The sequence below is a fragment of the Enterobacter sp. UPMP701 genome (genome assembly GCF_053709515.1).
Window position 1 is genome coordinate 276927 of sequence record NZ_JBSKJN010000001.1, and the last position, 21529, is coordinate 298455.

25 protein-coding genes and 1 tRNA gene are annotated in these 21529 nt (G+C 52.9%); 13 read left to right on the forward strand and 13 right to left on the reverse strand.

Annotation, left to right across the window (positions count from 1 at the left end; all coding sequences use genetic code 11):
* Window positions 1–121 precede the first annotated feature (121 nt).
* Window positions 122–209 (reverse strand) — tRNA-Ser (locus ACWKXT_RS01285).
* Window positions 210–441: 232 nt separating this feature from the next.
* Here ACWKXT_RS01285 and ghrA point away from each other — a divergent pair.
* From ghrA to ACWKXT_RS01305, 4 genes are all read left to right on the forward strand, one after another.
* Entirely contained in the window at window positions 442–1380 is a 939-nt protein-coding gene (gene ghrA / locus ACWKXT_RS01290; RefSeq protein ID WP_080327577.1) for a glyoxylate/hydroxypyruvate reductase GhrA, read from the forward strand.
* Between the two features lie 84 nt (window positions 1381–1464).
* On the forward strand, window positions 1465–2202 hold the full coding sequence (locus tag ACWKXT_RS01295; RefSeq protein ID WP_454531484.1) for a PHP domain-containing protein: 738 nt from the start codon (window positions 1465–1467) through the stop codon (window positions 2200–2202).
* Window positions 2203–2222: 20 nt separating this feature from the next.
* The gene (locus tag ACWKXT_RS01300; RefSeq protein ID WP_454531485.1) at window positions 2223–2777 is read left to right on the forward strand and encodes a TorD/DmsD family molecular chaperone; all 555 of its coding nucleotides are present in this window, start codon (window positions 2223–2225) and stop codon (window positions 2775–2777) included.
* A 96-nt stretch (window positions 2778–2873) separates the two neighbouring features.
* The gene (locus ACWKXT_RS01305) at window positions 2874–3356 is read left to right on the forward strand and encodes a DUF1097 domain-containing protein (protein WP_454527252.1); all 483 of its coding nucleotides are present in this window, start codon (window positions 2874–2876) and stop codon (window positions 3354–3356) included.
* A 43-nt stretch (window positions 3357–3399) separates the two neighbouring features.
* On the opposite strand, the gene csgG is transcribed toward ACWKXT_RS01305, so the two are convergent.
* Genes csgG through csgD form a run of 4 tightly spaced genes read right to left on the reverse strand, consistent with a single transcriptional unit; the run spans window position 3400 to window position 5741 of the window.
* The gene (gene csgG, locus ACWKXT_RS01310) at window positions 3400–4233 is read right to left on the reverse strand and encodes a curli production assembly/transport protein CsgG (protein ID WP_454527251.1); all 834 of its coding nucleotides are present in this window, start codon (window positions 4231–4233) and stop codon (window positions 3400–3402) included.
* A 26-nt stretch (window positions 4234–4259) separates the two neighbouring features.
* A complete protein-coding gene (csgF, locus tag ACWKXT_RS01315) occupies window positions 4260–4673 on the reverse strand; it encodes a curli production assembly/transport protein CsgF (protein WP_080327573.1) in 414 nt (137 codons plus the stop codon).
* A gap of 23 nt (window positions 4674–4696) precedes the next feature.
* Window positions 4697–5086, reverse strand: coding sequence for a curli production assembly/transport protein CsgE (gene csgE / locus ACWKXT_RS01320; protein WP_454527250.1), 390 nt, complete (start codon window positions 5084–5086; stop codon window positions 4697–4699).
* A 4-nt stretch (window positions 5087–5090) separates the two neighbouring features.
* Window positions 5091–5741, reverse strand: a complete 651-nt coding sequence (gene csgD / locus ACWKXT_RS01325) for a biofilm master transcriptional regulator CsgD (RefSeq protein ID WP_028012677.1) — start codon at window positions 5739–5741, stop codon at window positions 5091–5093.
* 756 nt (window positions 5742–6497) lie between these two features.
* Here csgD and csgB point away from each other — a divergent pair.
* The 5 genes from csgB to ymdB all read left to right on the forward strand — a co-directional run bounded on the left by csgB (window position 6498) and on the right by ymdB (window position 8976).
* Window positions 6498–6953, forward strand: coding sequence for a curli minor subunit CsgB (gene csgB / locus ACWKXT_RS01330; protein ID WP_454527249.1), 456 nt, complete (start codon window positions 6498–6500; stop codon window positions 6951–6953).
* A 41-nt stretch (window positions 6954–6994) separates the two neighbouring features.
* A complete protein-coding gene (csgA, locus tag ACWKXT_RS01335) occupies window positions 6995–7453 on the forward strand; it encodes a curli major subunit CsgA (RefSeq protein ID WP_080327570.1) in 459 nt (152 codons plus the stop codon).
* A gap of 61 nt (window positions 7454–7514) precedes the next feature.
* Window positions 7515–7847 carry a curli assembly chaperone CsgC gene (gene csgC, locus ACWKXT_RS01340; RefSeq protein ID WP_454531486.1) on the forward strand — a complete coding sequence of 111 codons (333 nt, stop codon included), beginning with the start codon at window positions 7515–7517 and terminating at the stop codon, window positions 7845–7847.
* Window positions 7848–8063: 216 nt separating this feature from the next.
* Window positions 8064–8327, forward strand: coding sequence for a type 1 fimbrial protein (locus tag ACWKXT_RS01345; RefSeq protein ID WP_454531891.1), 264 nt, complete (start codon window positions 8064–8066; stop codon window positions 8325–8327).
* Window positions 8328–8433: 106 nt separating this feature from the next.
* Entirely contained in the window at window positions 8434–8976 is a 543-nt protein-coding gene (gene ymdB / locus ACWKXT_RS01350; protein WP_454531487.1) for an O-acetyl-ADP-ribose deacetylase, read from the forward strand.
* Between the two features lie 35 nt (window positions 8977–9011).
* Here ymdB and mdoC read toward each other — a convergent pair whose 3' ends face one another.
* Complete coding sequence (gene mdoC / locus ACWKXT_RS01355; RefSeq protein WP_454527246.1) at window positions 9012–10151, reverse strand: glucans biosynthesis protein MdoC; 1140 nt, start codon at window positions 10149–10151, stop codon at window positions 9012–9014.
* Between the two features lie 254 nt (window positions 10152–10405).
* Between mdoC and mdoG the strand changes: the two genes are divergently transcribed.
* From mdoG to ACWKXT_RS01370, 3 genes are all read left to right on the forward strand, one after another.
* Window positions 10406–11959 carry a glucans biosynthesis protein MdoG gene (gene mdoG, locus ACWKXT_RS01360; protein ID WP_454531488.1) on the forward strand — a complete coding sequence of 518 codons (1554 nt, stop codon included), beginning with the start codon at window positions 10406–10408 and terminating at the stop codon, window positions 11957–11959.
* Complete coding sequence (mdoH, locus tag ACWKXT_RS01365; RefSeq protein WP_454527244.1) at window positions 11952–14480, forward strand: glucans biosynthesis glucosyltransferase MdoH; 2529 nt, start codon at window positions 11952–11954, stop codon at window positions 14478–14480. The genes mdoG and mdoH overlap by 8 nt, the downstream gene beginning before the upstream one ends.
* 84 nt (window positions 14481–14564) lie before the next feature.
* Window positions 14565–14792 (forward strand): YceK/YidQ family lipoprotein, encoded by a 228-nt coding sequence (locus tag ACWKXT_RS01370; RefSeq protein WP_013097162.1) that lies wholly within the window; start codon window positions 14565–14567, stop codon window positions 14790–14792.
* 6 nt (window positions 14793–14798) lie between these two features.
* On the opposite strand, the gene ACWKXT_RS01375 is transcribed toward ACWKXT_RS01370, so the two are convergent.
* The 3 genes from ACWKXT_RS01375 to ACWKXT_RS01385 all read right to left on the reverse strand — a co-directional run bounded on the left by ACWKXT_RS01375 (window position 14799) and on the right by ACWKXT_RS01385 (window position 17555).
* Window positions 14799–15173: a MysB family protein gene (locus tag ACWKXT_RS01375; protein WP_023311118.1), complete on the reverse strand. Its 375-nt coding sequence runs from the start codon at window positions 15171–15173 to the stop codon at window positions 14799–14801.
* A gap of 97 nt (window positions 15174–15270) precedes the next feature.
* Complete coding sequence (mdtG, locus tag ACWKXT_RS01380) at window positions 15271–16488, reverse strand: multidrug efflux MFS transporter MdtG (protein ID WP_454531489.1); 1218 nt, start codon at window positions 16486–16488, stop codon at window positions 15271–15273.
* 140 nt (window positions 16489–16628) lie between these two features.
* Window positions 16629–17555 carry a Kdo(2)-lipid IV(A) acyltransferase gene (locus ACWKXT_RS01385; RefSeq protein ID WP_454527235.1) on the reverse strand — a complete coding sequence of 309 codons (927 nt, stop codon included), beginning with the start codon at window positions 17553–17555 and terminating at the stop codon, window positions 16629–16631.
* A gap of 222 nt (window positions 17556–17777) precedes the next feature.
* Here ACWKXT_RS01385 and trhO point away from each other — a divergent pair, with 222 nt between their 5' ends.
* A complete protein-coding gene (gene trhO / locus ACWKXT_RS01390; protein ID WP_454527234.1) occupies window positions 17778–18827 on the forward strand; it encodes an oxygen-dependent tRNA uridine(34) hydroxylase TrhO in 1050 nt (349 codons plus the stop codon).
* Between the two features lie 41 nt (window positions 18828–18868).
* On the opposite strand, the gene ACWKXT_RS01395 is transcribed toward trhO, so the two are convergent.
* From ACWKXT_RS01395 to solA, 4 genes are all read right to left on the reverse strand, one after another.
* On the reverse strand, window positions 18869–19447 hold the full coding sequence (locus ACWKXT_RS01395) for a YceI family protein (RefSeq protein WP_080327543.1): 579 nt from the start codon (window positions 19445–19447) through the stop codon (window positions 18869–18871).
* A 1-nt stretch (window position 19448) separates the two neighbouring features.
* Complete coding sequence (locus ACWKXT_RS01400; RefSeq protein WP_454527233.1) at window positions 19449–20015, reverse strand: cytochrome b; 567 nt, start codon at window positions 20013–20015, stop codon at window positions 19449–19451.
* Between the two features lie 218 nt (window positions 20016–20233).
* On the reverse strand, window positions 20234–20347 hold the full coding sequence (locus ACWKXT_RS01405; protein WP_080328158.1) for a YceO family protein: 114 nt from the start codon (window positions 20345–20347) through the stop codon (window positions 20234–20236).
* 60 nt (window positions 20348–20407) lie between these two features.
* Window positions 20408–21526, reverse strand: coding sequence for an N-methyl-L-tryptophan oxidase (gene solA / locus ACWKXT_RS01410; protein ID WP_454527232.1), 1119 nt, complete (start codon window positions 21524–21526; stop codon window positions 20408–20410).
* Window positions 21527–21529: the final 3 nt, after the last annotated feature.

A 21529-nucleotide genomic window follows, 5' to 3' on the forward strand; every position in this document is an offset into this window, starting at 1 on the left:
TCAGTCTGTCCAACTGGCTGCGCCAGTTGTCGAACCCCGGTCGGGGGTTCTCATCCCCCCGCAGGTGTGCAACATGCGAAAAAAAAAAGCCCGCATTTTCATGCGAGCTCTTCTTTAAATATGGCGGTGAGGGGGGGATTCGAACCCCCGATACGTTGCCGTATACACACTTTCCAGGCGTGCTCCTTCAGCCACTCGGACACCTCACCATATTGTCATCCCGTTGTTGTCGGGACGGGCGCTAATGTAAGGAAAAGCCGAACTGCCGTCAACCCACTTTTTCAGTAATTTAGCGCGTTTAGACAAACTTCAGGCAACCTGATTCCGAAATGTGCGAAAAGCGCCTCTTTTATCAGCAGCACGGCTTCCCGAGAAATTTGTTATGCTGGCAATCTGGTTGAAAATGAAAACAAAACAGCGCAAGAAAAGGCAGGTATGACTATGGATATACTCTTCTATCACCCCACTTTTGATACGGCTTACTGGATTAAAGCGCTTTCTGCGGCACTGCCGGGCGCTCGCGTTCGTGAGTGGAAACGGGGCGATAACGAACATGCTGACTACGCGCTGGTCTGGCATCCGCCGGTAGAAATGCTTCAGGGCCGTAAGCTGAAAGCCGTGTTCGCGCTCGGGGCCGGCGTGGATTCCATTCTGAGCAAGCTGAAAGCACACCCTGAAATGCTGCCGGAAGATATTCCCCTGTTCCGCCTCGAAGATACCGGTATGGGCCAGCAAATGCAGGAATATGCCGTCAGCCAGGTACTGCACTGGTTCCGCCGGTTTGATGACTATCAGGCATTTAAACAGCAATCTCACTGGGAACCGCTGCCAGAATATCCGCGCGAAGCGTTTACCGTCGGTATCCTCGGCGCGGGCGTGCTGGGTTCGAAAGTGGCTGAAGCGCTCGCGCCGTGGGGCTTCCCGCTGCGCTGCTGGAGCCGCAGCCGCAAAGATTATCCTGGCGTTGAAAGCTTTGCCGGAACGGATGAGCTTCCGGCCTTTCTGAACGGTACGCGTGTGCTGATCAACCTGCTGCCAAACACGGCGGAAACGGTGGGTATTATCAATGAAGGTCTGCTCAACCAGCTGGACGATCAGAGCTACCTGATGAACCTGGCGCGCGGCGTGCATCTGGTTGAAGCCGATCTGCTGAAGGCGCTGGACAGCGGCAAGCTAAAAGGAGCCATGCTGGATGTCTATAGCCGTGAGCCGCTGCCTGAGGAAAGCCCGCTGTGGCGACACCCGCGCGTGGCCATGACCCCGCACGTGGCCGCCGTAACGCGACCCGCTGAGGCGGTGGCCTATATCTCGCACACCATCGGCGAACTTGAGAAGGGTAACCCGGTCACCGGACAGGTCGACCGACAGCGCGGCTACTGAGAGAAACCCGGCGTTCGCCGGGTTTTTGCTAATATTCGCCGCTGATAACTGCTATCCTTTGGAAAAAACGCAGAGGAGAGAAAGATGTATCCCGTTGACCTGCATATGCACACCGTCGCCAGCACCCACGCGTATAGCAACCTCCATGATTATATCGCCCAGGCGAAGCTTAAGGGCATTAAGCTTTTCGCGATCACCGATCACGGCCCGGATATGGCGGATGCGCCGCACTACTGGCATTTTGTGAATATGCGTATCTGGCCACGTCTGGTGGACGGCATTGGGATACTGCGCGGCATTGAGGCGAACATCAAAAATACCGACGGTGAAATCGACTGCACCGGCCCGATGCTGACCTCATTAGATCTGATCCTTGCCGGTTTCCATGAGCCGGTCTTCCCGCCGCAGGATAAAGAAACCAATACCGCGGCGATGATTGCTGCCATTGCCAGCGGCAATGTGCACATCATCAGCCACCCGGGCAACCCAAAGTACCCGATTGACATTCAGGCTGTCGCGCAGGCAGCGGCGAAACACCGTGTGGCGCTGGAGATAAACAACTCCTCGTTTGTGCACTCGCGTAAAGGCAGTGAAGCCAACTGTCGCGAAGTGGCTGCCGCCGTGCGGGATGCCGGTGGGATGGTGGCGCTGGGCTCAGATTCGCACACGGCCTTCACGCTGGGCGATTTTAGCGAGTGCCTGAAAATACTGCAGGATGTCGATTTCCCCGAAGCGCAGATCCTGAACGTCACGCCGCGTCGTATGCTCGACTTCCTCGAATCGCGCGGCATGACGCCGATTGATGAATTTGCCGATCTTTAATTGAATAACGGAATAAAACAATGAATGAATTCTCTATCCTTTGCCGCGTGCTGGGTTCTTTATACTACCGCCAGCCGCAGGATCCGCTGCTGGTTCCGCTGTTTACGCTGATTCGCGAAGGTAAGCTGGCGCAGAACTGGCCGCTGGAACAGGATGAGTTACTGGAACGCCTGCAGAAAAACTGCGATATGCAGCAGATCTCAACGGATTATAACGCGCTGTTCGTGGGGGAAGAGTGCCGCGTATCGCCGTATCGTTCGGCCTGGCAGGAAGGGGCGACCGAAGCGGAAGTGCGGGCATTTCTCTCCGCACGTGGGATGCCGCTGAGCGATACGCCAGCCGATCATATCGGTACGCTGCTGCTGGCCGCGTCCTGGATCGAAGATAACGCTGGTGATGATGAAAATGAAGCCATCGAGACTCTTTTCGAGACGTATCTGCTGCCGTGGGTGGGAACCTTCCTGGGCAAAGTAGAAGCCCACGCCACCTCTCCGTTCTGGCGAACGCTGGCCCCGCTGACGCGCGACGCCATCGCAGCGATGTGGGACGAGCTGGAAGAAGAGAGTGAAGAGTGATTTGAGTCACAAAAAATCTGCAACGATACATTTCAACTTGCACGTAATGTGCTTCTGATCTCATTTCTATGGCGCGCTTCTGCTAAGATGCGCGCCATGAACATATTACTGTGTATTGCGATTACGACGGGCATTCTCTCCGGCATTTGGGGATGGGTGGCGGTGTCTCTCGGTTTGTTAAGCTGGGCTGGCTTCCTGGGCTGCACGGCCTATTTCGCCTGCCCACAGGGCGGGCTGAAGGGGCTCTTTATTTCGGGGTGCACCCTGATGAGCGGCGTTATCTGGGCGCTGGTCATCATGAAAGGCAGCGCGCTGGCGCCGCATCTTGAGAGCCTGGGGTACGTCATGACGGGTATCGTCGCCTTCCTGATGTGCATCCAGGCGAAGCATCTGCTGCTGTCGTTTGTACCGGGCACCTTTATGGGAGCCTGCGCGACCTTTGCCGGGCAGGGTGACTGGAAGCTGGTGCTACCTTCCCTGGCGCTGGGCTTGCTGTTTGGCTATGCCATGAAGAACAGCGGCCTTTGGCTGGCGGCGCGGAGAGAAAAAACGCAAAACATCACCGCGGTGAGTGAATAAAAAAAGGCGAGATAATCATCTCGCCTTTTTTATACGCTTTCTGTCAGGATTCCGGAGGCACCGACATATCACGGTATTTCACCAGGATCGGGTTCTGCACGTCTGCTTTGTTTTGCAGATCCCACAGCCCGCGATCGATACCATCGTTGATTAAGAAGATCACGCCGGTTTCAATGGCTGACATCAGACACATCATGACCGGTTCATTAGAGGTGTAACCAATTTCACCCTCCAGCAGGCGCTGATAGTCGATGAAGCGGAATACCCCTGCCTGAACTTCATAAGACAAAATCGTTTTGCTGGTATTGACCGAAGAGAGCACTTCACCGGTGCTGACGTTAACGACGCGCAGGTTAACGGCGATTTGATCGAGTTGGTACTGAGTATCCGCACCGATACCAAAGTAACGCGCCCCCACGCCGCCCGATTTAACGTTGCTCTCGTAACCGATAATCGAACCTTCAATCATCACGTTCGCCGCCGCCAGAGACTGCAGAGGCGTGCGATTATTGTCCGCGACGGTGCCATTCTCCTGCGCAGCACGAATAATTTTTCGTTCATTTAACAGGTTCTGCAATCCCTGGCGTTCCAGCGGAATAAACCAGTGGGAATCTTTAAGTGCAGTCACCAGCATGGCGGTGGCGCTTTGCGGGACCGCCGTGGAGAAGTTACTTGCCGGGTAAGGTTTAAACTGCCCCGTTTCATCCTGAATATTATAAACCGAGACGAATATCTTCCCCGTTGGCGCAGGTAAATGGGTTAAATCACGGTAGCTTTGGGCCCGAGGCATTAATGTGGGTTTTGCAGCTTCTTTTGGTGGAGCAGTTAAACAACCGCTCAATAAGCACACTGCAACAAATATCAGGAAGCGCTGCATGATCGTTGTCCTTATTTAGCTATTGTTTAAAAGTCAGTTGAATTATTTTGCAGGCCGGAGACCTCAATGGTGGAGGTTTTACCGGTTTTACGATCGGTCACGTTCAACTGAAGCTGTCCGTCCCTGTTGGCGATGTCGACAATAAAGTCGTTGGTCATCATCCGGCCGGGCTTGCCGGTATTAATGTTGGTCAGTAAGCCCCCTAAAATCTGCGACTGGATAGCCTGGGTAAAATTATCCAGTGCGGAAGGGGTATCCACGGTAAAGTCTTTATAACTCGGATCTTTATAGGAGTTTTGCGCCTGGGCCTCATTCAGCAGGAAGGCGCCGTTGTTGGGGTTACCGCCAAAGTTAGGGTTACGGAACTGGAAGGTCATATTTCCGGCCCAGCTCAGGGGAGCAATAAGCATGATCGAAACAACTGCATATGCAATACGCATGACAGCCTCCGCATATCGGTTCGCTAGAACTCATCTTTTGCTAAATCGCTGGTGCTTAATAGCGCTTTATCTATTTGCAGGCGATTAATAGCGTCTTCAGTTTGAGCCAGTGCTAAGGCTACGTTTTTATCGAAGTCTATTTTCGTCGGGAATAAAAAGGTCTGATAAATAACGTCCTGATTCGCCGTTATAGTTATCCAGCTTCCCCAACGTGCACTGGGCCGCTCGTTGATTGTTAAATTACCCGTGTAGCTACTGTCCCATTTATCACTAAAGGCCCGATAAAAACTGTGCCCGATCGATGAGACGGTGTGATCTGTTAACAATCCGGGAACTTCGACCTCAACGGCCTGCAGGTTCCCTGCAGCGAGCAGAAAACTCGCTGCGGCGATCCAACTCAACGTGCGCTTCATGTGTTTAACGCCTGAGGTTATCGTTTGCCCATGAAACAGCCTGAGTTCGGTTTTTAACAGCTATCTTCTTGAAAAGGTTATAAAGGTGCGTCTTTACCGTATTTTCGCTGATAAATAACGAACGGGCGATTTCAATATTTGAAGCACCAATGCGTAGTTTGTTCAGGATCTCTTTCTCACGGTGCGTGAGCAGCGCGGATTCCGAACTGTTATAGCGGTAATTTCCGGAGTGCGTGATGAGATAGCTGGCCAGCTTTTGCGAGAAATAACACTCGCCGCGCAGAATGCCTTGCAGACCATCCACCACCCGAACTTCTTCTTCAGTGACGTAGAACACGCCATTGATATGCGGCCAGCTTTCAATATCTCTGAAAGGGTATTCGTCAGGCGTATTCAATAATAAAACGCGGATATTATTGTTTTTCCTGCTTAAGTTATCTTGCCAGTAATGGATAAGCTTTTTATCGGCTTCCATCATATCAAACAGAATGATGCTGCCAGGCGCAATATCATCAAAAGAACGTTGAATATTATGTAATTTCCCGTTCAGTGATAAAGATTGCTTTAAATGTTGTAATAACGCTGTCGCTTGCAGAGAAGGTTTTGTGATCAACAGTAATGTATGACCATGTAAACTATGGACTTCATTATACATGATGAAACCCCACTTATTTTTGGCACCTGACAGCTGCCCTCCCGTAAAGAAGAGGGCGCCAGAAGTACTGACAGATGTTGCACTGCTGTGTGTAGAATCAGAACATAACCTCCACAGGGAGGTAAATATAAAACCAATTTCGTACATCTAATTTCAATCTAGCTTTTACGAATTTTAAAGCAAGTGTTAATCGTGTAACAAGATGTAAAAATCAATATTAATTTGTGAAAATTGCAGGTTTTAAAAGTTCTTATTTGATATGAAAGTTGTACATGCAAATAGCGATGCATAGATTTTAAAAATCATACAAATATTATCAATATACTGAATTTTATGAATATTTATTATTCGCTATCGTTTTTATTCGGGTATGAGTGACTGATGATTTCTAAGTCCAGCCGTTCTGCGCTTTCCAGCTTAAGAAAAGTCGCCTTGTGTCACGCACTGAAAAAAATGTCATCCTGTCGTTACGCTTAAACAACGCGGGAGGCGGCATGGACAGCCTTCTCGCTGTTGTACAACATGTCGGGCATACATATTCTATAAAAAAATAAAACCGACCTTGCGGAATGTGTTTTATGGTGCAAATTACAACTTTGTGGTGACCTGCAAAATAAAAATAAGCCGCGCGGGTGAGATATTTAAAATGTTTCCGCAGACATACTCTTCACCGTAACGACGCGTTAACAAACAAACGGGTCGTTTAACACGAAATACGATTAAGGTGTTTTCAGGTAGCGGGTCCAGGGTGACAACATGAAAAACACATCGTTATTTATGATGTTTACATTACTGGGTGCGCCTGGATTTGTAACCGCGGCTAATTCAGATTTGGCTAATGCGGAATATAATTTCGCGGTTAATGAATTGAGTCGTTCATCATTAAATCAGGCAGCCATTATTGGTCAACAGGGCGTATTTAATGACGCTCAAATTCACCAGGACGGTTCGAGGCTCTTATCCGTCGTTTCCCAGGACGGGGCAGGCAACAGAGCGAGAGTTGATCAATCAGGGACTTACAATATTGCCTGGATCGATCAGAGCGGTAACGGGAACGATGCAGGTATTACGCAAGATGGATATGGTAATAGTGCAAAAATTATCCAGAAAGGGTCGGGTAACAGAGCAAATATTACGCAGTACGGTACGCAGAAAACCGCAGTTGTAGTGCAGAAACAGTCGCAAATGGCAATTCGCGTTATCCAGCGCTAGTTATTTCGCGGCGACGTTAATCAATCCGATGGGGGTTTACCATGAAATTTATCAAAGTGGCAGCACTTGCAGCAATCGTAGTTTCTGGTAGTGCTATGGCTGGTATGATTAATCAGGGTGGATGGGGTCATGGACACGGTCATGGCCAGGGCGGATACAGTGGTCCAAATTCAACCCTGAATATTTATCAGAATGGTGGCGGTAACTCCGCGCTGGCGCTGCAGACTGATGCCAGAAATTCCGTTCTGAATATTAGCCAGACCGGTGGCGGTAACGGCGCTGACGTTGGGCAGGGTTCCGATGACAGTAAAATTAACCTGACTCAGAACGGCTTCGGCAACAGTGCGACACTTGATCAGTGGAACAGTAAAAAATCCGTTATGAATGTTAGCCAGTACGGCGGCCTTAACGGTGCACTCGTAGACCAGACCGCGTCTAACTCAACCGTCAACGTTACCCAGATCGGCTTTGGTAACCACGCAACAGCGCATCAGTACTGATACTGAAATCTGTGCTACAAAAAAACAGGGCTGATGCCCTGTTTTTTTTCGGGAGTTCATCATGAATACCTTAATTCTCCTTGCCGCACTTTCCAGCCAGATAACCTTTAAAACGTCCCAGCAGGGAAATATCACCACCATTATTCCGCAGGTCATTTTGTCGGAACCGTGTGATTGTCAGGTTCAGATTGTCGCTTTTCGGGAAGGGCAAAGTGGGCACAGTACCTCGCGGCAGCAAAATATATTTTTTATTCCCGCTAATCAGCCGATTGATTTAATGCATCTGAGTTTAACTATTTCTGCGGGAGACACGGTAAAAATCAATGTCACCGTCACTGATGGGAAAACACTTCATTTATCACAACAGTGGTCGCCTGCGGGGGGCGTGCTTTAATTATTCATGATATCAATGTGTTGCGAATGTGGCGGGTCTTCGCCGTTGAGCTATGCTGTTATCAGGAACTGAGTCGTTATGTTCCGTAACGTGAGACTTCGTTTGCATAATGAAGCGCGTTTGCCCCTCAAGGACGATTTTCATTGAGGAGTACATATCGTGACCTACAATTTTGCTCATCTTATTTCAGGTTTGGGCCTGCTCGTTTCTGCTTTTATGATGCCAGCTTATTCCGCCACCCTGGCGGAAGGTGGCGTCATTCATTTTCGCGGTGCAATTGTTGCCGATCCTTGTGACGTTACGCCGCAACAGCAGCATTTTGCAATGTCCTGCCCGGAAAATAACCATATGCAAACGCGTAGGGTGAGTTACGAAGAGGCGCTTAACGGCACAGTGACTGATTCCAGCCTCGCCACGCTCAGTATGAAGTACCTTAATCCAGAAAAAACGCTCGCGGTTGTGCAGATCCAGTACCGTTAATCCCTGGGCTTTTAATCGTCGGCGGAAGCGGTTTTTGTCTGATAGTTTTTTCTCAGGAACACCTCTGCGATACACTTAAGAAAAAGGCGGGTAGCAGAGGGGTTTTATGAAACCGCAAATAGAAGTTATTCATGGCGATATTACGACAATGTACGTCGACGTCATCGTCAATGCGGCCAATCCTTCCCTGATGGGGGGAGGCGGTGTGGATGGCGCTATTCACCGCGCTGCCGGACCGCAGCTGCTGGAAGCCTGTAAAATCGTGCGGCAGCAACAGGGCGAATGCCCTCCAGGGCATGCGGTCATTACGCTTGCGGGCAACCTTCCTGCCAAAGCGGTGATTCATGCTGTCGGGCCTGTCTGGCACGGCGGCGACCAGCATGAAGCGAGCCTTCTGGAGGAGGCATACCGAAACTGTCTGCGGCTTGCCGCCGACAACGGTTACAAAACAATAGCGTTTCCGGCCATCAGCACCGGCGTGTATGGATATCCAAAGGCAGCTGCGGCCACCATCGCCGTCGAAACGGTGTACCGCTATTTGTCGCTTAAGCCGCTGCCAGAGAAGGTGATATTTGTCTGTTTCGATGATGACACCACGCATCTTTATCAGCGACTGTTGACTCAGCGCAGACAAGAGCTGGAGAGCTGAAGCGAAGGCGGCGCACCATGAGTGCGCCGCGCGACTTATGCGGCTTTCGCCTGTGGTTTTCCTGAAAACAGGAAGCGCAGGAGAGGGATCCGCAGATGGATCTCATAGAGTACGATGGCAACCCCCACCACAAACACCAGCCCGGTAAAGAAGCCCAGCGTGTTCGAGGCGATATGCGGCGTGATGTATGCCCCGAAGAACAGCGTCAGCGGGTGATGGACCAGATAAATAAACAGTGAGGCATTGACGAAGTAGGTCACACGGCTGGACTTAAAGTTCAGTAAACGGTGGCCGAGTGCGAATACCACGTTCACCATCCACAAGCCCAGCAGCATGGTGATCACGCTTTCCGTTTCATACATCCAGGCGTCGCCGCTCCCGTAGCGCTGGTTCAGCAGGTAGGCCGCAAACGCGATGGCCGCGCCCACCGCGCACCAGGGAGACGGGGTGGTAAACAGCGCCTTAAGCTTCGGATGAATAAACGCCAGCGCGCCAATCAAAAAGAATGGAATGTAGAACAGCGACTGCATCACCACAAAATTAAACAGGCCGTCGCTCAGTATCGGTGGATAGACGATAAATAAGGTGCGTCTCACCGCGGCATAAGCGACCCCCAGCAGTAAAAAGAGCACCGACAATTTGCCCAGGGTGATGTTGGCGAAGAAGGTGTCTGCTGTCGTGCTGAGATGACGGCGCAGGCGGCTGAAAATCACCAGACTGACCGTGGTCAGCACCACCAGCACCAGCAGGAACCAGAGGTGAGACACCAGCTCCCAGACCAGCGTGTTGTACTTTTCATACAGCGAGAGATTGGGCCAGTTTTCCGCTTTGCCTTTAACGTACTGCAGCATAATGAACTGAGGCAGCGTCAGCAGCGGGATGGCGGTCAGCATCGGAATGCCCACGCGCTCGACGCGCACTTTCCACCACCGCTTAAGCGGATAACGTAAAAACAGCATGTACGAGAAATAGCCGGAGATGACAAAAAACACCTGCATGCGGAAGGCGTGAATAAAGTCATTAAACAGCGTCAGCCACCAGGAGGGCATCTGGCTATTAACATGCCATGTGTGGCTGGAGTAAATCAGTGAAATATGAAAGGGGATCCCCAATAGCATCAGCCATGCCCGGATCGAGTCGAGGAAATATTCCCGTTGTATCGGTGTTGTGCTCATATAACGTTGTGCATTCTCAGACTTTTCGCCTTATCCCTAAGGCTCATAATGGTTACATTCGAAGCCAACCCTACACCAAGACCGACACACTGTCTCCAGGATAAGCACGCAAAGTGAATAGCGGGTTCTTTCATTTGCTTAATCCCTGAGCCAGCAGCTGAACAAAGCAGTGATTATGTTGTCGGATTGCCTGAGTTTCCATTAAAATGGATCGGATCGATATAAGCACACAAAGGGGGAAGTGCTTACTTATTATGAAACATAAACCACAGATGATGAAAATGCGTTGGTTGGGTGTTGCAGTGGTGTTGTCACTGTATACCTCATCGGCACTGGCCTTTAACATCGACGATGTCGCAAAACAGGCAAAATCGATGGCAGGCAAGAGCTACGAAGCGCCGAAAAGTAACTTGCCCTCCGTTTTCCGCGACATGAAGTATGCGGACTATCAGCAGATCCAGTTTAATCACGATAAAGCGTACTGGAACAACATTAAAACCCCGTTCAAGCTTGAGTTTTATCATCAGGGTATGTACTTCGACACGCCTGTTGCTATCAATGAAGTGACGGCGACCGCGGTACGCAAGATCAAGTACAGCCCGGATTACTTCAATTTTGGCAATGTGCAACACGACAAAGATACGGTGAAAGACCTGGGCTTCGCAGGCTTCAAGGTGCTTTACCCGATCAACAGCAAAGATAAAAACGACGAAATCGTCAGCATGCTGGGCGCCAGCTACTTCCGCGTGATTGGCGCAGGGCAGGTGTACGGCCTTTCTGCGCGTGGTCTGGCTATTGATACCGCGCTGCCATCAGGTGAAGAGTTCCCGCGTTTCCGCGAGTTCTGGATTGAGCGCCCAAAACCAACGGACAAACGTCTGACCATTTATGCGCTGCTGGATTCCCCACGCGCAACCGGTGCTTATCGCTTTGTGATTATGCCGGGCCGTGACACGGTAGTTGACGTGCAATCCAAGGTTTACCTGCGTGATAAAGTGGGCAAACTGGGCGTTGCGCCGCTGACCAGTATGTTCCTGTTTGGGCCGAACCAGCCGTCACCGGCAACTAACTTCCGCCCGGAACTGCATGACTCCAACGGTCTGTCTATTCATGCCGGTAACGGTGAGTGGATCTGGCGTCCGCTGAATAACCCGAAACATCTGGCGGTGAGCAGCTTCGCAATGGAAAACCCGCAAGGTTTTGGCCTGCTGCAGCGTGGTCGTCAGTTCTCCCGCTTTGAAGATTTGGACGATCGCTATGACCAGCGTCCAAGCGCCTGGGTCACGCCAAACGGTGACTGGGGTAAAGGCAAGGTCGAGCTGGTAGAAATTCCAACCAACGACGAAACCAACGATAACATCGTCGCTTACTGGACGCCGGATCAGCTGCCGGAAGCCGGTAAAGAGATGAACTTCAAGTACACCATTACCTTCAGCCGCGACGAAGATAAGCTGCATGCGCCGGATAACGCGTATGTGATGCAGACTCGCCGCTCAACGGGTGATGTGAAGCAGTCTAATCTTATCCGTCAGCCTGACGGTACCGTGGCGTTTGTCGTGGACTTCACGGGCCAGGATATGAAGAAACTGCCACCGGACACCGCCGTTGCCGCTCAGGCCAGCATCGGTGATAACGGTGAGATCGTTGAAAATACCGTGCGTTATAACCCGGTAACCAAAGGCTGGCGTCTGACCCTGCGCGTGAAAGTGAAAGATCCGAAACAGACCACCGAAATGCGTGCTGCGCTGGTCAGTAACGATCAGCCGCTGAGTGAAACCTGGAGCTATCAGCTACCTGCCAATGAATAATACATCTGAATATATTGATGCCATGCCGCTGACGGATATCGAAAAAGCGGCACTGCCTGAGAGCAACATCCGCGCGGTTCATACCGCGCTGGATGGCGAACATCGTCAGTTTGCCCGTGATGATGATACGCCGCTGGGGTCAGTCAAGGCGCGTCTGGAGCAGGCCTGGCCGGACTCGCTGGCGGAAGGGCAGTTGATTAAAGACGACGAAGGACGCGATCAGCTTCAGGCCATGCCGAAGGCGACCCGCTCTTCAATGTTCCCCGATCCATGGCGCACCAACCCGGTGGGTCGCTTCTGGGATCGCCTGCGCGGGCGTGATGTGACGCCGCGCTATCTGTCACGCCTGACGAAAGAAGAGCAGGCCTCTGAACAGAAATGGCGTACCGTGGGGACAATCCGTCGCTATATCCTGCTGCTTCTGACGCTGGCGCAGACGGTCGTTGCGACCTGGTACATGAAAACCATTCTGCCTTACCAGGGCTGGGCGTTTATCAACCCGACTGACATGATGGGCCAGGATCTCTGGGTCTCCTTCATGCAGCTGCTGCCGTATATTTTGCAAAGCGGCATTCTCCTGCTATTCGCGGTTCTCTTCTGCTGGGTATCGGCCGGTTTCTGGACCGCGCTGATGGGCTTCCTGCAGCTGCTGATGGGACGGGACAAGTACAGCATTTCGGCGTCAACGGTCGGGGATGAACCCCTCAATCCTGAGCACCGTACCGCGCTGATTATGCCAATCTGTAACGAAGACGTTGACCGCGTATTTGCGGGGCTGCGTGCAACCTGGGAGTCCGTGAAGGCGACCGGTAACGCGGCGCATTTCGACGTTTATATCCTGAGCGACAGTTACAACCCGGATATCTGCGTAGCAGAGCAAAAAGCCTGGATGGAGCTGATTGCGGAAGTGCAGGGCGAAGGTCAGATCTTCTACCGTCGCCGCCGCCGTCGCGTGAAGCGTAAAAGCGGCAACATCGATGACTTCTGCCGTCGCTGGGGTAACCAGTACAGTTACATGGTGGTGCTGGATGCTGACTCCGTCATGAGCGGAGACTGCCTGAGCGGTCTGGTGCGTCTGATGGAAGCCAACCCTAACGCGGGTATCATTCAGTCCTCGCCAAAAGCGTCCGGCATGGACACCCTTTACGCGCGCTGCCAGCAGTTTGCCACCCGTGTTTACGGCCCGCTGTTTACGGCCGGTCTGCACTTCTGGCAGCTGGGTGAGTCGCACTACTGGGGCCACAACGCCATTATCCGCGTCAAGCCGTTCATTGAGCACTGTGCGCTGGCACCGCTGCCGGGCGAGGGTTCGTTTGCCGGTTCTATTCTGTCGCATGACTTCGTGGAAGCGGCGCTGATGCGTCGTGCTGGCTGGGGCGTCTGGATTGCCTACGACCTGCCGGGATCGTACGAAGAGCTGCCGCCGAACCTCCTGGACGAACTCAAGCGTGACCGACGCTGGTGTCACGGTAACCTGATGAACTTCCGCCTGTTCCTCGTAAAAGGGATGCACCCGGTTCACCGTGCGGTGTTCCTGACGGGCGTGATGTCTTATCTCTCCGCGCCGCTGTGGTTTATGTTCCTCGCGCTCTCTACTGCGCTACAGGTTGTCCATGCCCTGACGGAGCCGCAATACTTCCTGCAACCGCGCCAGCTGTTCCCTGTGTGGCCGCAGTGGCGTCCTGAGCTGGCGATTGCGCTGTTTGCCTCCACCATGGTGCTGCTGTTCCTGCCTAAGCTGCTCAGTATCATCCTGATCTGGTGCAAAGGCTCGAAAGAGTACGGCGGTTTCTTCCGCGTGACCCTTTCACTGCTGCTGGAAGTGCTGTTCTCCGTGCTGCTGGCGCCGGTGCGTATGCTGTTCCATACCGTGTTTGTGGTCAGTGCGTTCCTGGGCTGGGAAGTGGTCTGGAACTCGCCGCAGCGTGATGACGACTCCACGCCGTGGAGTGAAGCTTTTATGCGCCACGGTTCTCAGCTGCTGCTGGGGCTGGTGTGGGCTGCCGGAATGGCGTGGCTGGATCTGCGTTTCCTGTTCTGGCTGGCGCCGATTGTCTTCTCACTGATCCTGTCGCCGTTTGTGTCCGTGATTTCCAGCCGTTCAACGGTGGGGCTGCGAACCAAACGCTGGAAACTGTTCCTGATTCCGGAAGAGTATTCCCCGCCGCAGGTGCTGGTGGATACCGATCGCTATCTGGAGCAGAATCGCAACCGCACGCTGGATGATGGCTTTATGCACGCCGTGTTTAACCCGTCATTCAACGCCCTGGCGACGGCCATGGCCACTGCGCGTCACCGTGCAAGCCAGGTGCTGGAGATTGCCCGCGATCGTCACGTTGAGCAGGCGCTTAACGAGACGCCGGAAAAACTCAACCGCGACCGTCGTCTGGTGCTGCTGAGCGATCCGGTTACAATGGCAAGGCTTCACTATCGCGTGTGGTCCGCTCCGGAGAAGTATTCTTCGTGGGTGAACTACTATAAGGACGTGAAGCTGAATCCGCTCGCGTTGAAGGCGAAGTAAGTTGTTAAGCAGGGCGGGTAAGCGAAACGCTACCCGTCAGATAAAATACCGGCTGCGAGGCCGGTATTTTTTTAGAGGTTAAAGATGAAAATAATCATCGTCGTCATGATGGCATGCCTGCTGAGCGGCTGCGGCAGCATCATCAGCCGCACCATTCCAGGGCAGGGCCATGGGAACCAGTATTACCCGGGTGTGAAATGGGATGTACGGGATTCCGCATGGCGCTACCTGACGGTACTCGATCTGCCGTTCTCGCTGATTTTCGACACGCTGTTGCTGCCCATCGATGCCAGCCACGGCCCGTACGAATAGCGTGAATTAACGCTCGTCCCACTCGTCGGCTGCGGTTTGACCTTCTTCCGTATCCAGCGGCGGCTCGAGCTGAAACTCGCCCTCATCCCACTCGTGCAGAGTATTCTCTTCCAGCCATTCCTGGCGTAACTCGATTTCGTCGTAGTCGCCATCAAAGACCGCCTGCGCACCTTCACCACTTAATATCGGCAAACATTCCCCTTCTTCACCTTCATCAGCGAAGAATTCGGCCTGCCACATAATATCCCCATCCTGCAGAACGTATTTTTGGATATTAAGTTGTTGCACGTCAGCATCTTCTTCCTCAACGCCGGGATTATCGGCAAGGAACTCTTCACGAGCGGCATCAATAGCTTCTTCCAGCGTGGCGTACATGGTCATTGGTGTCTCCCTGTTTTCCTGAAGGTTTCAGGGAAAGAATAGCTGAATATCAGATTCTGCAAGTATGAAAGCGAAAATAAGCTATCAGGCGTTCGCCTTATTCCGTCGCCGGGCGTAACGCCCGGGATAAACTGAACCACGAATAAATCGCGTTGAACAGCACCACGCCGGCCGTCACGATAAAGACGGCGCGAAAACCGAAGCTGGCGGAGATGCCCGCGCCGAGAAGCGGTCCGGTGACGTTACCGATATCGCGAAACGACTGGTTATAGCTAAAGATACGTCCGGCAATCTGGTTCGTGGAGTTGTAAACCAGCAGGGTCTGTACGGCAGGCAGCAACGCGCCGTCGGCGGCACCCAGCAAAAAGCGCAGTACGCCCAGTTGCCAAGGAGAGTGCACCATCGACATGGGGATAAGCAGCAGGACGGAAATGACCAGCGCACAGATCAGGATCTTTTCCGGGCCGACCCGGTCACCCAGCTTCCCCAGTCTCGGCGCGCTAAGCAGCGCCGCCACGCCGGGAACGGAGGCAATCAGCCCGCTGATAAACGCAATATTGCTGACGTTACCCGCCAGGTCACGTACATACAGGGTGAGAATTGGAGCGATCGATCCGGTTGCCACCTGAATGATCAGGGTCGTCACGAACAGGCTCAGCACCAGTCGGGGATTTTTAAGCGAGGTCAGCACGTCTCTGGCGTGGAGCATCTCTTTTTTGGCGACGGGCGTAAATTTTTCACGAATGCAGAGCAGGGTGACGATAAAACACAGGAATAAGACGCTGGCGGTGATGAAAAAGACCGGGCGCAGGCCGTAATTATCCGCCAGTAGTCCACCAGCCAGCGGCCCCAGCAGGGCACCGCTCACGCCACCTGTTGAGAGCGTACCCAGCGCCCAGCCGCTCTTATGGCGTGGAATTTGCGTGGCAATCAGGGCGTTCGCATTGGGGATAAATCCCCCCAGCAAGCCCAGCAATGCGCGCAATAACAGGAACTGCCAGACGTTCTGCGCCACGCCCATCAGCGCCATGATAATCGCCATCCCCAGCGCTGAGCGCAGCAGCATGATTTTACGTCCCTTGCGGTCTGCAAGGCCGCCCCAGAAGGGCGAGGCTATCGCAGAAAAGAGAAACGTGATGCTGAATACCAGGCCAGACCACATATTGAGCGCGCTGTGGCCCGTCACGCCCAGCTGTTCGACGTAGAGCGGCAGGAAAGGCATAACCAGGCTAAACGCCGCGCCGGTAAGAAAACAGCCAAGCCACGCAACCGTAAGGTTACGCTTCCAGTTTATGGGGGCATCTGAGGGTGACATAACAATCCGCATAGTGAGGTGCAGAGCACCTGAAGCATGAAGTCATAAGCCTGCTAATTATGCGCCTGGGTTATGATTGCCGCAATGAGGAGGAGCTTTTATCGCTAAAACAGCATGCGGCCCAGAAGACCGCATAAGGATCAATAGCGGGACGGCGTGCCTTCAGGCCGGGTTTTAAAGCGGCGATGCAGCCACATGTACTGCTCAGGCGCCAGCATGATGCACTTCTCCACAACGCCGTTCATCCAGCGCGCGGTGGTTTCCGCATCGTCTAGCGGCGGCGCGAGTTCCGGCTCAAGCATCATCAGCTCGTAGCCTGAGCCATCCGGCATACGGCGGGGAACAAAGGGAACGATGGCGGCTTTGGACATCCGCGCCAGCATCCAGGTGCCGGTCGTGGTGGCGGCCTCGTCGACGGCGAAGAAGGGGACGAAAACGCTGGATTGCGGACCGTAGTCGTGATCGGGAGCATACCAGACCACTTCACCGGATTTCAGCGCGCGGATCATACCCTTCAGATCCTTACGGTCGATCATACTTTTGTTTGAGCGCATGCGGCCGTTGGTCTGGATGAGATCGATAACCGGGTTGTCATTAGGGCGATAAACGCCAATGCCGGGCGCCTGCATGCCAAACATACGCGCCCCGATTTCAAGCGTCAGGAAATGGACGCCGATCAGCAGAACGCCCGTCTGATTAGCCTGAAGCGTATGCACCGGCTCCATGCCGGTCCCTGTAACCTTGCTCCAGCGCGCCATGCGTTTGTCTGGCCAGAACCATGCCATGCCGGTTTCCATGAGCCCCATGCCGACGGATTCGAAATTCTTCGAGACCATATCATGGCGCTCTGCCTCGCTCATCTGTGGAAAACACAGCTCAAGGTTTCGATACGCGATGCGGGCACGACGCGTCATAAACGTTTGCGCGAGTCGGCCTAAAGATTTACCTAACCGGAAAATAACAGGATAGGGAAGCTGTACCAGTAGCCATAAAAAGCCAATGCCAAGCCAGGTCATCCAATAGCGGGGGTGCAAAAGGGCGACGGTAAATTTTGGTAACTGGGTCATGTCTTTCCTGTGTTCTAACGTCCTGTTATGCCATTGTCGCATTTTTTGAGACATAGCCAAAATATCTGCCGCCGAAACCTGCACGACCGCAGCAATTGTTAACCCTCATTAATCAGGGTGTGTGAAATGTAGCGTAAATTGTGTGGATGTAAATTGCTTTTGTTTGCTATATGATGCCGACCGATTTTTCATTCTCTCTGACGATTCCAGGACTTGTACACCATGCCAGTGTTACACAACCGCGTTTCGAATGAGATGTTAAAGGCGCGTATGTTGGCTGAAACCGAACCGCGCACAACCATCTCATTCTACAAATACTTCACCATCGACGATCCGCAGGCGACGCGCGATGCGCTTTATCAGGCCTTCACGGCGCTGAACGTCTTCGGGCGCGTCTATCTTGCCCGCGAAGGCATTAACGCGCAGATTAGCGTGCCGGAAAGCAAAGTGAACGCGTTCCGCGACGTGCTTTATAGCTTCGATCCGGCCCTCAACGGCTTGCGCCTGAACATTGCGCTGGATGACGACGGGAAATCCTTCTGGGTGCTGCGCATGAAGGTGCGTGAACGCATCGTGGCGGACGGTATTGACGATCCTGAGTTTAACCCGGCGGACGTCGGTGAATATCTGAAGGCTGCGGAAGTGAATGCGATGCTGGACGATCCGGATGCCGTGTTCATTGATATGCGCAACCACTACGAGTATGAAGTGGGGCACTTCGAGAACGCGATGGAAATCCCGGCCGATACCTTCCGCGAGCAGCTGCCGAAAGCGGTGGAGATGATGCAGGAACATAAAGATAAAAAAATCGTTATGTACTGCACCGGCGGTATCCGCTGCGAGAAGGCCAGCGCGTGGATGAAGCACAATGGGTTCAATAAGGTCTGGCACATTGAAGGCGGCATTATCGAGTACGCCCGCCGCGCCCGCGAGCAGGGCTTACCGGTACGTTTTATTGGTAAAAACTTTGTCTTTGACGAGCGCATGGGTGAGCGTATTTCGGAAGATGTGATTGCCCAGTGCCACCAGTGCGGTGCATCGTGCGATACCCACACCAACTGCAAAAACGACGGGTGTCATCTGCTGTTTATCCAGTGTCCGGCCTGTGCCGAGAAGTTTAACGGCTGCTGTAGCGAACTGTGCAGCGAAGAGAGCATCCTGCCGGAAGAGGAACAGCGTCGTCGTCGCGCAGGACGTGAAAACGGCAACAAGATTTTTAATAAATCACGCGGCCGTCTGAATACCAAACTGGGTATCCCTGACCCGGAATAAGAATAACGCCCGGCACGGTGAAAGCCTGCCGGGCGAATCTATTATGACTTCTGCTGTACACCTTCAACGGAAATAACCAGCTCAACGTCCTGCGACGCCGGGCCTAAATCCGTGGTGATATTAAAATCTTTCAGGTGAATTTTACCTGCCGCTTCAAAACCTGCGCGCTTACCGCCCCACGGATCGTCACCCTGACCGATCAATTTCGCATCCAGAGTAACGGGTTTGGTTACGCCATTCAGGGTCAGATTACCGGTAATAGCCAACTTATCACCGTCTTTTTTCACTTCCGTAGAGGCGAAGGTCGCCTGCGGGAATTTTGTGACGTTCAGGAACTCTGCGCTGCGCAGGTGTTTATCGCGCTCAGCATGGTTCGTGTCGACGCTGTTCGTATTAATGGTCACGTTGACTTTATCAGCCGCAGGATTTTTATCGTCAAAAGTGAATGTGCCGTCAAAATCCTTAAAGGTGCCGTACAGCCAGCTATATCCCAGATGCTGAATACGGAAATTGACGAAAGCGTGCTGGCCTTCTTTATCAATTTTATAATCAGCCGCCACGGCGGAACCTGCGGTAAATAACAGAGAACCCAGGGCGATACCCAGCAGATGTTTTTTCATTTTATGCTCCAGAGTCAACTGACGAGCGGCCAAGCATGCGCTTAAGCGTATCGTCTTTATCAATAAAATGGTGTTTGAGGGCGGCGAGCCCGTGCAGCACGGACAGGATCACCACGCTCCAGGCAAGCCAGAGGTGAACGACGCCTGCGGTGTCAGCCTGAGATCCCGCATCGCTGAGCGTGGCCGGGACGTCAAAGAGGCCAAACACGCTAATCGGTTTACCGTCTGCCGTCGAGATGAGGTAACCGCTGATCAGGATGGCGAAGAGCAGCGCGTAGAGCGCAATATGCGCGGCAACGGCGCTGACGCGGGTAATTTTACCGTATGTCTTTAGTGGCGCGGGCGGTGGGGAAATATGTCGCCAGATAATGCGAAACACCAGCCCCAGCATCAGCAGAACGCCGATGCTTTTATGCAACTCGGGGGCCTGATGATACCAGCCGTCATAATAGCTGAGCGTCACCATCCAGAGTCCAAGTCCGAACATACCATAGACGGCAATGGCAAATATCCAGTGCAAGCTTATGGATATTATTCCGTAGCGCCGGGAGGAGTTACGCAATTGCATCAGAATGTCCATTTTCAATTTAACCGAAACGTAAAAATGAACGGGAATACGTGATATTGCAACTGAAATAATTGACTATTGATTCTTATTTTATTTATTTCAGCGATTTTGAAAAGAAACGGCAAGATTAATTCAATGGCTTCGTGCAAGAGACAATAAGCGGAAGAAAAAATATTAAACAAACATAAAGTTACGTCAATTAATGTCAGTCAGTGATTTCAATAAAACACAACGTAAATAACATCAATGATAGCCAGCAGCGCCCACAATAAGATATAGAGCATCAGGTGCTCGCGAATATTATTGATGAGAAAAGAAACGATCCTGCGCATAACGCCCCACCACTGAGTATGAAGAAAATGGGCCCCGGTATTGCCGGAGCCCATTGCCGATTATCCGTTAAAACGCGAGAGTGAGAAGGGCGTCAGATCAAACTGCGGCGTGATACCCTGGGCAAACTGCGCGGCGATTTCACCCAGCACGGATGCGAATTTGAAGCCATGGCCGCTCAGCCCGGTGATCAGCAGGGTATTGTCATGTCCCGGCAGCGTATCAATAATAAAGTCTTCATCCGGCGTGTTGTCGTAGGTACAGGCCGCGCCATACAGTAAGCCACCGACGCCCGGTAAAATGTTACGCAGGAACGAGAAGGCTTCTGAACCATCCTGCGGGTAGGCGCCAAATGGTTTGCGCTCCTCAGGTGAGGAGATAACCTGCCCTCCGTTGTGTTTCCCAATCTTGAGTGCGTCTTTCTCGGAAGGGAAACCGTAGAACTGGTCGCCATTCGGCAATTCGCCGGTGAAGGCCGGGAATTTATTCTGCGCGCTGTAGCGTCCATCCGACTGGAACCAGGAGAAGACTTTGCGCACCGGCTGGATGGGCAGATCTGGCAGCAGGCGGGTGACCCAGGTTCCTGCGCTCACCAGCAGGCGGGACGCGGAATAGTCGCCGTCAGGGGTCGCCACCGTGACGCCATTAGCATCGTGCGTGATGGCATTCACCGGGCAGTTAAACAGCTGCGCGCAGCCCGCTTTTGCGGCAAGATCGATCCAGGTTTTGATTGCCGTTTCACAGTGCAGCACGCCGGAGTTGGCTTCAAAAAGGCCGATATAATCATCCGGGACGGTAATTTCAGGCCAGCGGGCGGTAATGCCCGCCGCATCCAGCTTCTCAACGTCAAGATTGAAGGCTTTCGCGCTGCGCTCGACGTTGGCAAGAAATTCCGACCGCGCCGGGCCAAGGTTGATCACCCCCGTACGCTCGAAAACGCGCTCTTCGGTCTGTTTCGCCAGCTCATCCCACAGCGTCTGGGCGCGAAGCACCAGCGGAACATAGCGTTCACCCTCGCCATAGGCATGGCGAATGAGGCGGGTGTCCCCGTGATGACTGCCTTCCTTATGGGGCGGCAGATGGGCGTCAATCATCAGGACGTTAAGCCCTGCCTGTGTCGCGTAATAACCGGCAGCCGATCCGACGGAGCCGCTACCAATAATGATTAAGTCGTATCTCATATG

Coding starts and splice junctions, on each gene's coding strand:
- ghrA (WP_080327577.1), top strand. CDS start 442: ATGGATATACTCTTCTATCACCCCACTTTTGATACGGCTTACTGGATT.
- ACWKXT_RS01295 (WP_454531484.1), top strand. CDS start 1,465: ATGTATCCCGTTGACCTGCATATGCACACCGTCGCCAGCACCCACGCG.
- ACWKXT_RS01300 (WP_454531485.1), top strand. CDS start 2,223: ATGAATGAATTCTCTATCCTTTGCCGCGTGCTGGGTTCTTTATACTAC.
- ACWKXT_RS01305 (WP_454527252.1), top strand. CDS start 2,874: ATGAACATATTACTGTGTATTGCGATTACGACGGGCATTCTCTCCGGC.
- csgG (WP_454527251.1), bottom strand. CDS start 4,233: ATGCAGCGCTTCCTGATATTTGTTGCAGTGTGCTTATTGAGCGGTTGT.
- csgF (WP_080327573.1), bottom strand. CDS start 4,673: ATGCGTATTGCATATGCAGTTGTTTCGATCATGCTTATTGCTCCCCTG.
- csgE (WP_454527250.1), bottom strand. CDS start 5,086: ATGAAGCGCACGTTGAGTTGGATCGCCGCAGCGAGTTTTCTGCTCGCT.
- csgD (WP_028012677.1), bottom strand. CDS start 5,741: ATGTATAATGAAGTCCATAGTTTACATGGTCATACATTACTGTTGATC.
- csgB (WP_454527249.1), top strand. CDS start 6,498: ATGAAAAACACATCGTTATTTATGATGTTTACATTACTGGGTGCGCCT.
- csgA (WP_080327570.1), top strand. CDS start 6,995: ATGAAATTTATCAAAGTGGCAGCACTTGCAGCAATCGTAGTTTCTGGT.
- csgC (WP_454531486.1), top strand. CDS start 7,515: ATGAATACCTTAATTCTCCTTGCCGCACTTTCCAGCCAGATAACCTTT.
- ACWKXT_RS01345 (WP_454531891.1), top strand. CDS start 8,064: ATGATGCCAGCTTATTCCGCCACCCTGGCGGAAGGTGGCGTCATTCAT.
- ymdB (WP_454531487.1), top strand. CDS start 8,434: ATGAAACCGCAAATAGAAGTTATTCATGGCGATATTACGACAATGTAC.
- mdoC (WP_454527246.1), bottom strand. CDS start 10,151: ATGAGCACAACACCGATACAACGGGAATATTTCCTCGACTCGATCCGG.
- mdoG (WP_454531488.1), top strand. CDS start 10,406: ATGAAACATAAACCACAGATGATGAAAATGCGTTGGTTGGGTGTTGCA.
- mdoH (WP_454527244.1), top strand. CDS start 11,952: ATGAATAATACATCTGAATATATTGATGCCATGCCGCTGACGGATATC.
- ACWKXT_RS01370 (WP_013097162.1), top strand. CDS start 14,565: ATGAAAATAATCATCGTCGTCATGATGGCATGCCTGCTGAGCGGCTGC.
- ACWKXT_RS01375 (WP_023311118.1), bottom strand. CDS start 15,173: ATGACCATGTACGCCACGCTGGAAGAAGCTATTGATGCCGCTCGTGAA.
- mdtG (WP_454531489.1), bottom strand. CDS start 16,488: ATGTCACCCTCAGATGCCCCCATAAACTGGAAGCGTAACCTTACGGTT.
- ACWKXT_RS01385 (WP_454527235.1), bottom strand. CDS start 17,555: ATGACCCAGTTACCAAAATTTACCGTCGCCCTTTTGCACCCCCGCTAT.
- trhO (WP_454527234.1), top strand. CDS start 17,778: ATGCCAGTGTTACACAACCGCGTTTCGAATGAGATGTTAAAGGCGCGT.
- ACWKXT_RS01395 (WP_080327543.1), bottom strand. CDS start 19,447: ATGAAAAAACATCTGCTGGGTATCGCCCTGGGTTCTCTGTTATTTACC.
- ACWKXT_RS01400 (WP_454527233.1), bottom strand. CDS start 20,015: ATGCAATTGCGTAACTCCTCCCGGCGCTACGGAATAATATCCATAAGC.
- ACWKXT_RS01405 (WP_080328158.1), bottom strand. CDS start 20,347: ATGCGCAGGATCGTTTCTTTTCTCATCAATAATATTCGCGAGCACCTG.
- solA (WP_454527232.1), bottom strand. CDS start 21,526: ATGAGATACGACTTAATCATTATTGGTAGCGGCTCCGTCGGATCGGCT.